Origin of the sequence: Sphaerobacter sp. (genome assembly GCF_019683595.1) — a bacterium.
Lineage (GTDB): Bacteria > Chloroflexota > Chloroflexia > Thermomicrobiales > Thermomicrobiaceae > Sphaerobacter.
This window is the reverse complement of the sequence record NZ_JADGHZ010000097.1, coordinates 1-13,393: the sequence shown is the minus strand read 5'-3', so window position 1 is coordinate 13,393 and position 13,393 is coordinate 1. Positions and strand designations below refer to the sequence as shown.

At 69.1% G+C, this 13,393-nt stretch carries 11 protein-coding genes; 7 read left to right on the top strand and 4 right to left on the bottom strand.

The features are described 5' to 3' along the window. Positions 1–294: 294 nt before the first annotated feature. From IRZ30_RS11080 to IRZ30_RS11050, 7 genes are all read left to right on the top strand, one after another. Entirely contained in the window at positions 295–1,167 is an 873-nt protein-coding gene (locus IRZ30_RS11080; RefSeq protein WP_294085154.1) for a MurR/RpiR family transcriptional regulator, read from the top strand. Between the two features lie 35 nt (positions 1,168–1,202). Next, positions 1,203–2,930: an ABC transporter substrate-binding protein gene (locus IRZ30_RS11075; RefSeq protein ID WP_294085152.1), complete on the top strand. Its 1,728-nt coding sequence runs from the start codon at positions 1,203–1,205 to the stop codon at positions 2,928–2,930. A 217-nt stretch (positions 2,931–3,147) separates the two neighbouring features. Continuing rightward, positions 3,148–4,158: an ABC transporter permease gene (locus tag IRZ30_RS11070; protein ID WP_294085151.1), complete on the top strand. Its 1,011-nt coding sequence runs from the start codon at positions 3,148–3,150 to the stop codon at positions 4,156–4,158. Between the two features lie 29 nt (positions 4,159–4,187). Further along, positions 4,188–5,135: an ABC transporter permease gene (locus IRZ30_RS11065; protein ID WP_294085150.1), complete on the top strand. Its 948-nt coding sequence runs from the start codon at positions 4,188–4,190 to the stop codon at positions 5,133–5,135. A 27-nt stretch (positions 5,136–5,162) separates the two neighbouring features. Further along, a complete protein-coding gene (locus IRZ30_RS11060) occupies positions 5,163–6,230 on the top strand; it encodes an ABC transporter ATP-binding protein (protein WP_294085149.1) in 1,068 nt (355 codons plus the stop codon). Then, positions 6,227–7,246 (top strand): oligopeptide/dipeptide ABC transporter ATP-binding protein, encoded by a 1,020-nt coding sequence (locus IRZ30_RS11055; protein ID WP_294085148.1) that lies wholly within the window; start codon positions 6,227–6,229, stop codon positions 7,244–7,246. Before IRZ30_RS11060 ends, IRZ30_RS11055 begins: the two co-directional genes overlap by 4 nt. Next, positions 7,243–8,349 carry a C45 family peptidase gene (locus IRZ30_RS11050; protein ID WP_294085147.1) on the top strand — a complete coding sequence of 369 codons (1,107 nt, stop codon included), beginning with the start codon at positions 7,243–7,245 and terminating at the stop codon, positions 8,347–8,349. Before IRZ30_RS11055 ends, IRZ30_RS11050 begins: the two co-directional genes overlap by 4 nt. 105 nt (positions 8,350–8,454) lie before the next feature. Here IRZ30_RS11050 and IRZ30_RS11045 read toward each other — a convergent pair whose 3' ends face one another. From IRZ30_RS11045 to IRZ30_RS11030, 4 genes are all read right to left on the bottom strand, one after another. Then, positions 8,455–8,802, bottom strand: coding sequence for a DUF4387 domain-containing protein (locus tag IRZ30_RS11045; RefSeq protein WP_294085146.1), 348 nt, complete (start codon positions 8,800–8,802; stop codon positions 8,455–8,457). A gap of 8 nt (positions 8,803–8,810) precedes the next feature. Continuing rightward, on the bottom strand, positions 8,811–10,193 hold the full coding sequence (locus IRZ30_RS11040; RefSeq protein ID WP_294085145.1) for an acyclic terpene utilization AtuA family protein: 1,383 nt from the start codon (positions 10,191–10,193) through the stop codon (positions 8,811–8,813). 938 nt (positions 10,194–11,131) lie between these two features. Further along, positions 11,132–11,683: a trans-aconitate 2-methyltransferase gene (locus tag IRZ30_RS11035; protein ID WP_294085144.1), complete on the bottom strand. Its 552-nt coding sequence runs from the start codon at positions 11,681–11,683 to the stop codon at positions 11,132–11,134. Between the two features lie 136 nt (positions 11,684–11,819). Then, on the bottom strand, positions 11,820–13,271 hold the full coding sequence (locus IRZ30_RS11030; protein WP_294085143.1) for an NCS2 family permease: 1,452 nt from the start codon (positions 13,269–13,271) through the stop codon (positions 11,820–11,822). Positions 13,272–13,393 lie beyond the last annotated feature (122 nt).

Below are 13,393 nucleotides of genomic sequence, written 5' to 3'. Positions count from 1 at the left end.
CCCTAAGGATGGCTCGCTGCGTAATTCTGCGCCGTCGTCATTCGGCCGTCTCTCCTGCCGCTCTCTAGAACCACTTGCCCCTAACCATTCCTAACATTGCCTATCGGGTCCGCGGGCGATCTAAGAGCGCCCGCGGCTGTTTGTGCGCGGCGTGTTGCCGCGTGCTGCAACGCTCGTGGCGGATTGGGCTGTTTCTGCGACATGTATTGCACGAGGGCGGGGTCTGTGCTAGATTGAGGGCAGGCTGAAACCTGGCTGCATATCCGTGAGCGCCACGTGCGTGGCGGAGGAACGATGGTACCTTCGGAGCTACAGCGGCGGATCGCCGAGCGCTACGACCAACTCAGTCCGAAACAGCGGCAGGTGGCGCGATTCATCGCCGACAATGAGGCGTTCACGGCTTTCGCGTCCGCCGCCGAGCTGGGTAAGGCGGTGGATGTCGATGCAGCCACGGTGGTCCGCCTGGCGCAGTCCCTCGGGTTCAGCGGCTACGCGGAGTTGCAGGAGGTGATCCGCGGCCGCATCCCGGAGCGCCTGACCTTCGTCCAGCGCATCGAGCAGCAGCGGCAGCAGCCGATGGACCGGCAGCAACTGCCGGTCAAGGTCTTCACCAACGACATTGAGAACCTGAACCAGACGCTGAACCAGACCCAGCCGGAGGCGGTCGACGCGGCGGTGGAGGCGATCTGCCGCGCGGACCACGTGATCGTCGTCGGCATGGGCTTTTCGGCGGCGGTGGCCGTCTTCCTGGGGCACGGGTTGAACAGCCTTGGCATCCGCACCACCGTGCTGACCGAGGGCGGCTCCAGCTTGACCATCACTCTCGCCAACCTGCGACCCACCGACCTGATGATCGGCGTCAGCGTCTGGCGCTACCTGCGGGACACCGTCGCGGCCCTGGCCGGCGCGGCCGAACGCGGGGTGCCGACGATAGCCCTGACCGACAGCAGCGTGTCGCCCCCGGCGCGCATCGCCGACCACGTCCTGGTCGCCGCCACGCGCGGGGTGGGTCACAGCCTGTCGCCGGTTGGCCTCATAGCGGTCGTCAACCTCTTGCTGGCTGAGATCGCGGTCCGGGAGCCGGAGCGCGCCCTGGCCGTGCTGCGCGAGGTCGATCGCCTCTACCGAGAGCAAGGGATGGTGGACGGAGCGGAGCAGAACGGGTGAGCCGGGCACGGCCGCCGGAGGAGAGGAGATGGTGGATGGCCGATAACGAGAACCCCGATGTGACCGGAAACGTGGATCGCCTGTACCGGACGGACATGAGCCGCCGGGCCCTGCTTCGTCTCGCCGCGGGTTCCGCGGCCGGGCTCTCGTTGTCCGCGCTGCTGGCGGCCTGCGGCGGTGGGGACTCGACGCCTACGCCTTCGAGCGGCGGTGGGCAGCAGGGGTCGGCTGAGTCGACGCCGACCCAGGCGAGCGGCGGCACCCCGGCGGCCGAGGAGACGCCCGAGCCGGCCGGCGAGGGTGGCGGGGTCATCACCGTCGCGATCACCGCGCCGCTCCAGTCGCTCGACCCGGCGAACCACCGGGACCGGGTGACGGAGACGGTCCTCCGCGCCATGTTCGACGGCCTGGTGACGCGCCGGCAGGACGGCGAGATCGTTCCGGAGATCGCCGAGTCCTGGGAGCAGATCGATGACACCACGTGGGAGTTCAAGATCCGCTCCGGCGTGACGTTCCACAACGGCGACCCGCTCACGGCGGAGGACGTGCGCTTCTCCCTGGAGCGCGTGGCGATGGACGGCATGATGGACGGCGAAACCTCGCCGCGTCAGAGCCTACTCCCGCCGATTGCCGAGATTACGGCGCCGGACGACCAGACCGTGCGCATCGTGTTGCAGAGCCCGGTGCCTGAGGCGATCCTGCTGGCGGGTCTGGTCCACAACCAGATCGTGCCGAAGGCGTACGTCGAGGAGGTCGGCGGTGCGGGGTTGGCGGCCAAGCCGATCGGCGCCGGGCCGTTCAAGTTCGTCGAAGGCGATGTCAGCGACCGGATCGTGCTGGAGCGCTACGACGACTACTACGGCGGCTCGCCGGACATGCCGCCGGTCGGCCCGGCCAAGGCGGACGGCGTGGTCTTCCGGGTGATTCCGGAGTTGTCGTCGCGCCTTGCCTCGCTCAAGGCCGGCGATGTCCACATCGTCCAGAACCTGAATGTGGACAGTGCCCGGTCGCTCCGCACCGACCCGAACATCGTGGTGAAGTCGTACGACGGCACGCGGACCACCTGGCTTGCCATGAATGTGACGCGGCCGCCGTTCGACAACAAGCTGGTGCGTCAGGCGATGAATTACGGGCTGGATGTCCAGTCGATCATCGACCAGGTGCTCGGCGGCGAGGCCGTGCGCATGACCGGCGCCGTGCCGCCCTTCAGCCAGTTCTACGATACCTCGCTGCAGCCCTACCCCTACGACCCGGACAAGGCCAAGCAGTTGCTCGAAGAGGCTGGGGTCGGGACGAGCTTCCAGTTCGTGCTCGACGCCCAGGAGCCGGACCGGGCGGTGGCCGAGATCATCGTGCAGCAGTACCGCCAGCTCGGGCTGGACGCCAGCGTCCGCATCTGGGAGTGGCCGGTGCTGCAGGAGGCGACGCTCAAGGGTGAGCGGCAGATGCTGCTCGGCTCGTGGGGTAACTCCTTCCGGCACCCGGTTGACCTGATCAACCCGACGCTGATGACCGGCGGCCGCGGCAACTACTCGCAGTACAGCAATCCGGAGCTGGACGAGTTGCTCGAGCAGGGTGCCGTGGCCAGCAAGGACGAGGCGGCCGAGATCTACAAGCGGGTGCAGCAGATTCTGTATGAGGATGCGCCCTGGGTCTTCCTCTGGGTGCCCAACGAGGTCGAGGCCGGGTCCGCGGCGCTGCAGAACTGGGAGCCCGGTCCGGACGGCCGCGAACTGCTCGCCGATACGTGGCTGGCGAGCTAGGGCACGCCTTTGGCCGGCATGCCCGGCCGCGTCGATCCTCCGGTAAGGGCGGGGGACAGGCCCCGCTCCTACCGGGGTAGAGTTTCAGAAGGATGGGAGTGCGGGCGCCCCGCCCGTCCATCCTGTGGTGGGAGGGCGCGCGACGGGCGAGGCGCCGTGCGACGCCCGCACGCCTGGGAACACGGCGATGACACCGTAGCGGAGAGGACGGAACGCGTTGCGCGCGGCGCGAATCGTGGAGCGACTCATCGCGACCGGCGTGTTGATGCTGGCCATCGCCGTGTTCGTGTTCTTCTTTATGCGCTACCTGCCGGGGGATCCGGTCGACCTCATCATGGGCCAGGAGGGCAACGTCTCCCAGGAGCAGATCGACCTGCTCAAGGCCCAGTACCGGCTCGATCAGCCGCTCCATGTCCAGCTCGGTTCATATCTCTCCGGCGTCCTGCAGGGGGATCTCGGCACGTCGATCGTGCAGCGCAAGCCGGTCACCGGCCTGATCATGGACCGCTTCCCGGCGACGATCGAGCTGGCCCTCGGCGCGCTCCTCTTCGCGCTGGCGGTGGCGCTCCCGATCGGGACCCTCTCCGCCTACTGGCGCAACTCGCCGGTCGACCGCCTGAGCATGGCCGGGGCCTTCGTCGGCATCTCGATGCCCGGGTTCTGGCTCGGGATCGTGCTCATCATGCTCTTCGCCGTGCGTCTGAAGTGGCTCCCGGTCGGCGGCCGGGCGACGATCGGTCTGGAGCCGGACCACGTCACCGGCCTCTACGTGCTCGACAGCATCCTGACGCGCAACGGGCAAGCCCTCGTCGATAGCCTCAAGCACCTGGTCCTCCCCTCGGTCACACTCGGCGCGGTCATGGCCGCGCTCCTGGCGCGGGTCGTCCGCTCCAGCATGCTGGAGGCGCTCAGCCAGGACTACGTGCGCCTCGCGCGGGCCAAGGGGCTGCATGAGCTGGTGGTCGTCGGGAAGCACGCACTGCGTAACGCCTTGATCCCGACCGTGACCATCCTCGGCCTGGAGGTCGGCACGCTGCTCGGCGGCAACATGATCGTCGAGACCGTGTTCTCCTGGCCGGGCATCGGCCGGCTGGTGGTGGACGCCATCTTCGCCCGGGACTACCCGCTGGTGCAGGGGGTCGTCATCATCTATGCCTGCACCTTCGCGCTCGCCAACCTGGCCGTCGATATCGCCTACACCTACCTGAACCCGAAGATCGCGCTCTAGTCCGGGGAGGGAGTGGACCGATCAGCAAGGTGCAGCCGACGATCACCGAGACGACGTACGCGAAGCCGCCGGGGCGATTCGCAGCCCTGCGTGGCAGGACTCGGGTTCGCCTGCGTCTCGCCGGGCGTGGCCTGGCCGGCGTTGCCGTTGAGCTGTTCCACCACCCGACGGCGCTGCTCGGTGGCGTGATCGTCCTGATCTACATCCTGGCCGCGATCTTCGCGCCCGCCATCGCGCCGCACGGCATCGACGAGAGCCAGCTCTCCCAGCGGCTGGCACCACCGGCCGGGTTCGGCGGCGATGGGTACATCCTGGGCGGCGATCCGGTCGGGCGCGACCTTCTCAGCCGGATCATCTACGGCGCGCGGGTTTCGATCGCGATCGGCGTGCTCACCACCTTCTTCTCGGCGGTGGTTGGGGTGCTACTCGGCGCGGTTGCGGCGTACTACCGCGGCCCGCTGGACGCGGTCGTCAGCCGGATCGCCGACTTCCTGCTCGCCTTCCCAATGCTCATCTTCGCCATCGGCGTGATGACGATCCTCGGCCCCGGCTTCTGGATCATCATCCTCGCGCTGACCTTCAAGTCCTGGGTCGAGTTCTTCCGCCTGGTGCGCGGGGAGATGCTGGCGGAGAAGACGAAGGAGTACGTCGAGGCCGCCCGCGCCCTCGGCCAGCCCGGCTGGGCGATCCTCCTGCGCGAGACGCTGCCGAACGTGATGAACCCGGTCATTGTCGTCGGCACGCTGCGCATGGGCACGTTCATCATCGCCGAGGCGTCCCTCTCCTTCCTCGGGCTCGGCATCCAGCCGCCGACCCCGGCCTGGGGCTCGATGGTGGCCGAGGGGCGCGACTACATGCTCGATGCCTGGTGGGTCGCCACCTTCCCGGGCCTGGCCATCTTGATCCTGGTCCTGAGCATCAACCTTCTGGGCGAGGGGCTGCGCGATATCCTCGACCCACGGCTGAAGGCCCAGTAGGGCCACGGGGAGGCAGGCAGATTCCTGATGCAGACGACCCGGCAGGCGGAGAACCGCGGCACACCGCTCCTGGAAATCGACGACCTCGCGGTCCAGTTCGCGACCCGGCGCGGCACGGTGCGCGCGGTGGACGGCGTGAATCTCCGTCTCTACGAGGGCGAGATCCTCGGCATCGTCGGAGAGTCCGGCAGCGGCAAGAGCATGACCCTGCTGTCGATCCTCCGGCTCATCCCGCGCCAGGGGCGCATTGCCCGGGGCACGATCCGCTACCGTGGTCAGAACCTGCTCGATCTCCCGATGGGCGCCATGCGCGCGCTGCGCGGCAGCGACATCGCCATGGTCTTCCAGGACCCGATGACGACGCTGAACCCGGTGTTCCCCGTCGGGGAGCAGATCCGCGAGGCGCTGCGCATCCACGGTCGGCTCGATCCCGACCGCAAGCGCCGCTGGCCGCACGACCTGTTCGACCGCGGGCGACTGCGCGCAGAGCGTGAGGCGGTCGTGCGGGTCATGCAGGAGGTCGGCATCCCGGCGCCGGAGCTGCGTTACCGCGACTATCCCCATCAGTTCAGCGGCGGGATGCAGCAGCGCGCCCTGATCGCCATCGCGCTCTCGTGCCGACCGCGCATCCTGCTGGCCGACGAGCCGACCACCGCGCTCGACGTCACCATCCAGGCGCAGATCCTCGACCTGATGCGCCAGATCAACCGCGACCACGGCACGAGCATCATTCTGGTCACCCACGACCTCGCCGTGGCGGCTGAGTTCTGCGACCGGATTGCGGTCATGTATGCCGGCCGCATCGTCGAGAGCGGTGCCACCGAGGAGGTCCTGTTCCGGCCGCGGCATCCCTACACCGAGGGGCTGCTGCGCTCGATTCCCCGGCTCGAAGGCGAGCGTGCCCCGCTGGAGCCGATCCCGGGTGAGGTGCCGGACCTCGCCGCGCTGCCGGACAACGCCTGCCCGTTCGCGCCGCGCTGCCACCGGGCGATCCCGGCCTGCACCGCACAGGCGCCGCCCTGGGTCGAAGTCGGCTCCGGCCACCACGCGCGCTGCCTGCTCCTCGATGCCGGCCGGCGGGAGGGAGAAGCATGACGGCGATGCACGACCGCCCGCTGGTCGAGGCGCGCGGCGTAACCAAGCACTTCGTGTTCCGCCCCGGCATCGTCGCTCGCCTCATTGCTCGTGAGAAGGAGACGGTCCTCCAGGCCGTCGCCGGAGTCGATCTGGCGGTGCATCGGGGAGAGACGCTCGGCCTGGTCGGCGAGAGCGGCTGCGGCAAGACGACGCTGGGTCGGCTCCTCCTGCGCCTGCACGAGCCGACCAGCGGCGAGATCTACTTCGACGGCGAGCGCATCGACGACGCCCGCGGCGAGCGGCTGGCCCGTTTCCGCCAGGAGGCGCAGATCGTCTTCCAGAACCCGTACGCCTCGCTCAACCCGCGCAAGACGGTGCGCCAGATTCTGGCCGTGCCGCTCGCGCGCCGGGGTGTGCGCGACTACTACGCCCAGGAAGCCGAGAGCGTGGCGCTGCTGCGGCGGGTGGGGTTGAACGAGCGCCACCTCGACGCCTACCCGCACCAGTTCAGCGGCGGCCAGCGGCAGCGCATCGGCATTGCCCGCAGCCTCGCCGTCCGCCCGCGCTTCATCGTCGCCGACGAGCCGGTGTCCTCGCTCGACGTGTCGATTCAGGCCCAGATCCTGAACCTCTTGGAGGAGCTGCAGGAGGAGTACGGGCTCTCGTACCTCTTCGTGGCTCACAACCTGGCGGTCGTCCGTCACGTCAGCGACCGCGTGGCGGTGATGTATCTCGGCAAGATCGTCGAGCAGGCGCCCACCGATGAGCTTTACGCGAATCCGCAGCACCCCTACACCCGCGCACTCCTCTCGGCCATCCCGCGCCTGGAGCGCCGGCCGCGCGAGCGGATCGTCCTCCGCGGCGACTTGCCGGACCCGACCAACCCGCCGTCCGGCTGCCGCTTCCATACCCGGTGTCCCTACAAGATCGGGCGTATCTGCGAGACCGAGGTGCCGCGCTGGGTGGAGCGGAACGGCCACGGCGTCGCCTGCCACCTCTTCGCGTCCGATGCGTCCATGGGAGGGAACCGATGAGCGAGCCTGCCGCGGCGAGCGCCGCCATCCGTGTCGTCGACGTCGCCGGGAGCCACCGGGAGATCGGCCGCCAGCACGGGCAGGCTGTCCAGTCGCTCGCGCCGATGATCCGCGCCGCCGCCGAGCGCCATCAGGCTGAAGTGCCGCTCCCGGCGGAAGCGCGCCGCGCGCGCCTGGCCGACCTGCGCGCCGCGCTGGAGCGCCACTCTCCGGCCACGCTGGAGCAGATCGCCGGGATGGCCGAGGGCATGGATCTCGACCCCGATCTCCTCTTCGCCGCGGCGACGGCCTCCTACCTGCACGATCTCGCACGCGCCGGGCACCCCGGCCCGGAGGAGGGCTGCACGACCTGGGCGGCCAGTGGCACCGTAACCCAGGACGGCACCCCGCTCCTGGTCAAGAACCGCGACTACCGGCTCGACCACCTGCCGCTACAGATTGTGCTGCGCGTCCGGCCTGAGCGGGGCATCCCCTGGTGCGCGGTGACGAGCGCCGGCGCGCCCGGCGTGTACAGCTCCGGCATGAACGCGGCCGGGCTGGCGATCGCTGATACGCACGTCCCCTCGCGCGACCTGGGGCCTGGGCTGCCGCGCTACAGCCTGATGCTCCACGTGCTGGAGGAACACGAGACGGTCGACTCGGCGCTGGCGTACCTCGCCTCGGTCCCGATGCAGGGCACGGGCAACCTCGTGCTGGCCGATGCCCACGGCACGCTCGCCACCGTCGAGTGCGGCTACCACACGCGCGCCATCGTGCGCCGGGCAGGGGCTGCCGTGGTGGCCACCAACCACTTCGTCTCCCCTGCGCTGGCGGACGCCTATATCGAGGCCTGGCCCGACGCCGCCGACCACTCCCGCCGCCGCTACGCGGCCGTCCAGACCGCGCTGGCCGAGGCCGCCGGGCAGGTCGACCCCGCCTTTGCGCGGGCTCTCATGGCGCGGCACGACGGCCCGGTCGGCTCGATCTGCGTCCACCGCACCCCGGAGCGCGCCTCGGAGACGATCTCCTGCACCATCTTCCGGCCGGCGGACCGCGTCCTGGAGATCGCCCACGGCCTGCCGTGCACGAGTGCGTACCAGACGATCCCGGTCGTCGCGGAGTAGTGCGGGCGCGGCATTGTCCGATACGACAAGCGGGAGGGAGCGCGCTCCCTCCCGCTTGTCGGTTGTTGGGGGTTGCCGTTGTGGTGGCCACGCTGTGGCCGTGAATCAATCGGCGTCGTCCACCGCGATCTCAATGCCGAAGAGCGGCGGGTACATCTGCGAGCCGAAGGTATCGGGCTCGCCGGGGCTGCCGGCCGGACGTCGCCGCCGGATGGTGAACTTGATCGCCTGCGCTGGGTCGAAGGCCACGAAGCTGACCACGTCTTCGACCGGGATGCGGTAGAGTTCGGCGATGCGCTGCGGGGTGAGCGCCTCGCTCCGCTTGGCCGCCTCGTAGTAGCGCGGCTCCCGGAAGATGATGTCGAAGGTCACGTGGTCGACCCCGGCGTTCTTGCTCCGGATGGTCGTCGCCATGTCCCGCAGCTTCATCGTGGTGCCGGTCTCTCCTGCCATCGGATTTCCTACCCTCCCACCGTCAGCAGTCGCGTGCGGAAGAGTTCACGCGGGTCGTCGACCGGCAGCACGTGGGCGACCGTCCACTGGTAGCCGGGCCGGGCCGCCAGCACCTCGTCGGAGAAGAAGGACGCCCCGCCCGCGGTGCCTTTCACTACCGGCAGCCGGGCGTAGAACATGTTGCGCGAGCCCAGCGCCGCGATCTCGTCGGCCATCACCCGGGTCGGGGCCACGGCTTCCACGACGACACCCACCTCGTGCCCGACGACTTCCGGCGTCGGTTCCAGGTAGCCCATCACGCCGTTGCGACCGAAGACATGATAGAAGAGCTCATAGCCGCCGGGCTGGCCGGGCGGGCCGAAGCGCTCCTCGACCTTTCGGCGCGCGAAGGCGATGACCTCGTCGAGATAGGAGAGGGTGATCGGGTCGCGGATGCCCATGATCGCCAGCGCCCGTTCGCCGACCTTGCCCGCCCCCTCCAGCTTGATCGTCGGACGCGGGGCGTCGATGAACCGCGGGCCGGTGACGCGCGTCCGCCGCTCGTCGATCGCCTCATAGCGGATGCCGCGCAGGTCGAGCGACCCGGCCGAGACCGTCTCGGTGAACGGGTCGATCCGCTCGTACATGGCGTGCCCGGCGACCGACGCGGGGGTGCAGCGCTGGCCCGGGTGCATCGGCTCCAGTATCAGTTCCTCATCGGTGATCGTGCCGATGACGGTCTCCTTGCCCATGTAGGGCTCGGCGCAGAAGGAAGCGCACTCCAGCAGTTTGCCCAGGCAGTAAGCGAGCGCCTTCGGGTAGCCCGCGCGCAGGGCCGGCGCCGCGAAGATCGCGCTGTCCGACGCCCGGCCGGTGATGATGATCTCCGCCCCGGCATCCAGCGCGTCGATGATCGGCTCGGCGCCCATCACGCCCACGATCCGGTCGGTGCGGTCCAGCGTCGCCTCGTCGAGAGGTGGCCGGCCGTTCAGCCCGGCGATCTCGACCCCGTCGCGGATCAGCCCGCGCAGCAACTCGCGGTCGATCTCGGAGTAGATCGCGGCGACGCGCACCGGGCCGAGCCGCTCCCGCTCGACCACCTCCCGTACCATCGCCACGTAGTCGTCCACACCCCGGTCGGTACCGGTGTCGGAGGCCGAGCCGATGATGGCCGGGATCCCCAGCTCGCGGGCGCCGCGGACGATCAGCTCGATGTCGTGCATTTGCCACTCGCGCGGGCTGTGGGGCTGGTCCGAGCCGAGCGGGTAGGGGCCGATGTCGCAGCTCCCGGAGTCGGCCACGATGGCGTCCGGCTCGTGCCTGAGGCCGATCTCGAAGCTGCCGCGCTCGATCGGCGTGAAGCCGAGATGCCCGGTGGGCGACATGAGGCGCATCTGCCGTTGGGTACTCATCGGTCCCGTAGCCCCCTCTTCCTTCCGCGCTTCCCCGCGCGGGACTCGGCGTGTCCGCGCGGGCAGGGCCGCGCACCCCGCCGTGTATCCGGTCTGATGCTGCAACGATCATAGCGAAGAAGGTGGTGTGGTGCAAGCGTGATTGCAGATCGGTGCGTGGGGTGGGGGGACGATTCCTGCGAGGTGGTTGGTGCCCGGGGGTAATGGCGTTTGACGAATTCTATGGATGTACGCGCTCGGCCCGTGCCCGGGCTCAAGCCGCCGGGCTCACAGCGAAAGCCGGCTAAAGCCGGCTGGGAACGGTGGCGAGGGAATGCCGGATTATTTTGTCAAAGTCCATAACCCCCGGGCTGACAAGGAAAGCCGGCTGATGGAGTTTGACGAATTAATCCTGCATACCAGCCGCGCCGTCTCCCGCCCGCCTCCGCCGGCTCGGGCGGCTGCCGACCGTCGCCGGGATGGGTGGCGGGCAGGTCGCCGCGTCGTGGCATGTGCCCGGGGCTCAAGCCGCCGGGCTGACAAGGAAAAGCCCACTGAAGGGGCTCGGGATTGGGCGTCCCGCGGGCTGCCGGATCGGGTCAGCCGGGGCATGGCCATCGCAGCTCCTTCAGTGGGCTTACCCCTATGCAGCCCGGCGGCTTGAGCCCCGGGCACGCGCCGACCGGCGGACACCTCTCTATCTGAGTGTGAGCGCTCTGTCCCCAGCCGGCTTCAGCCGGCTTTCCTTGTCAGCCCGGCGGCTTGAGCCCCGGGCACGGGCCACGGCGCGCGGATCCTTCCACCGCTCAACCCGGGCACATGTCACCGCGCGAAAACCCTTCCACCGCTGAACCGTGCACGCGCCACGGCGCGAAAACCCTCCCAACACCCGTTTCGGCCATGTCACGGCCCAGGCGTCCGCGCGGCCCGGGCAGGACGGGTCGATTCCAAATCCGCCCCTACGAGGGACGGGCGTGGTCCTCCCCCCGCTCGCTGGCGGCGGAGTAGATGCGGTGGAAGTAGCGGCTGGGGTGGGTGGCGAGGAGGCGGGTGCCGGTGAAGCCGGCACGAGCGGCGAGGGTTTCCCAGGTGCCGTAGCTGAGGGGATAGGGAACCCAGCGGTTGCCGTGGTCGGTGTCGTACTCGACCAGGAGCAGGCGCCCGCCGGGCCGGAGGTAGCCGTGGATCAGGTGAAGTACCGGCTCCTTGTCCTGCACGAAGTGGAGCGAGTTGGCCATGACGATGCCGTCGAGCGGCGGCAGCGGGAGCGGGCGGGTGAAGTCGGCGACCAGGAGGTGCAGGGTCGTGTCCGGGAAGCGGGCCTGCATCGCGCGCTCCTGGCGGCGGAGCGCTTCGGCGTCGCGGTCGACGGAGTAGATCGTCGCGCCGGGGCCGAGCAGGTCGGCCAGCGCCAGGGTGAAGGCGCCGGTGCCGGAGCCAAGGTCGGCCCAGACGCCTGGCCCCGCGGGTACGCCGCCGTGGAGCAGGTTGACGTGGTCGGTGTGGTCCATGGTCGGCTGCCGTCCTTCCTGCGGTCCGCGCGGTGCAGCGGGTACCTCGTCGCGGCGTACTGGTCTTGGAAACAACCGGGCGGCGGGGACGTGTTCCCCGCCGCCCGTCGTGTGCTCGTGGCGCCTCCGCGTCCGGCTAGACCTCGACGCCGAGGTAGCTGCGGAGGAAGTACACGAGGAAGGCGATGCTGGCGATGTACATCGCCGGGTGCACCTCGCGGAACTTCCCCTTGAAGATCTTGATCAGCGTCCAGGTGATGAAGCCGGCGCCGATGCCGTTGGTGATGTTGTAGGTCAGCGGCATCATCACCATCGTGGCGACGACCGGCAGGCCCTCTTCGAGGTTCGCGAAGTCGATGGCCCGGGCCACGATCGTCCGGCCCTCATGCGTGCGCGTCTCGCGCTCGCTCAGCACCGACATCATCATCCAGCCGACGATGATCAGTGCCGGCGCCGTCGCCTGGCTCGGAACCACCTCGACCAGCGGCGCCAGCGGCATGGCCAGCAGGAAGAGGATGCCGGTGACGACCGCCACCAACCCCGTGCGCCCGCCGACGCCGACCCCGGCCGCCGACTCGATGTAGGTCGTGGCGGAGGAGGTCCCCGCCGCGCCGCCCGCGACCGCCGCGAGCGAGTCGACGACCAGCGCCCGCTGCGCCTGGGGCAACTCACCCTTCTCGTTCAGGTAGCCCGCCTGGCTGCCAACCCCGATCAGGGTGCCCATGGTGTCGAAGAAGTCGGAGAGCATGAGGGCGAACACCACCAGGATGGCGGTGAGCACGCCCAGTTCGGCGATGAAGCCGAAGGAGAACTGACCGATCGTGCCGAAGTCGGGCGACGCAATCCACTGGCTCGGCATTTCGGCCACGCCGGGCGCGAACGCGTCGGTCCCGGTGACCGCCTTGGCGATGATCGCCACCACGGTGCTGCCGAGGATGCCCCACAGGATCGCACCCCTGACGTTGCGCGCCATGAGCGCAATGGTGAGGGCCAGACCGAAGGCCGTGACGAAGACCGGCACCCCGCGCAGGTCACCCAGCGCCACCAGTGTCGCCGGGTCGGCGACGACGATCCCGCCGTTGACCAGCCCAATGAACAGGATGAAGAGCCCGATACCGACCGAGATGGCCTTCTTCAACTCGGTCGGGATGGCGTTGAACACGGCCTGCCGGATGCCGAGCAGCACCAGCGCCGTGATGACGAGGCCCTCGGCCACGATCACGCCCATCGCTTGGGGCATGGTCAGCCCCATCGAGCCGACGAGTTGGAAGGCAACAATGGCGTTGAGCCCCATCCCCGGCGCGATGGCGTAGGCGCGGTTCGTCGCCAGGCCCATGATGATCGTCATCACGCCCGCCACCAGCGCCGTCGCGGTCGCGGTGGCACGGATCGGGAACTGATCGGGAAGATCGGGATTGCCCAGGATGATCGGGTTGACGAAAAGGATATAGGCCATGACCATGAACGTGGTCAGGCCCGCCATGACCTCCGTCGGGACGGTCGTCCCGAACTCCTTAAGATGAAAGAATCGGTCGAGGAACCCCTCGGTTCCCGATTCCTGCCGTGTCGCGACCGTCTGCTGACTCACCTACGCACTACCTCCCGCGAGAAACCACCGCCACCGGTTCATTCTACACGACCAGTGTAGGGTCTGTTGACCGGATGCGCAATGGATCGTGAGCGCCAAGTCCCGCGAACGTATGCACCTCT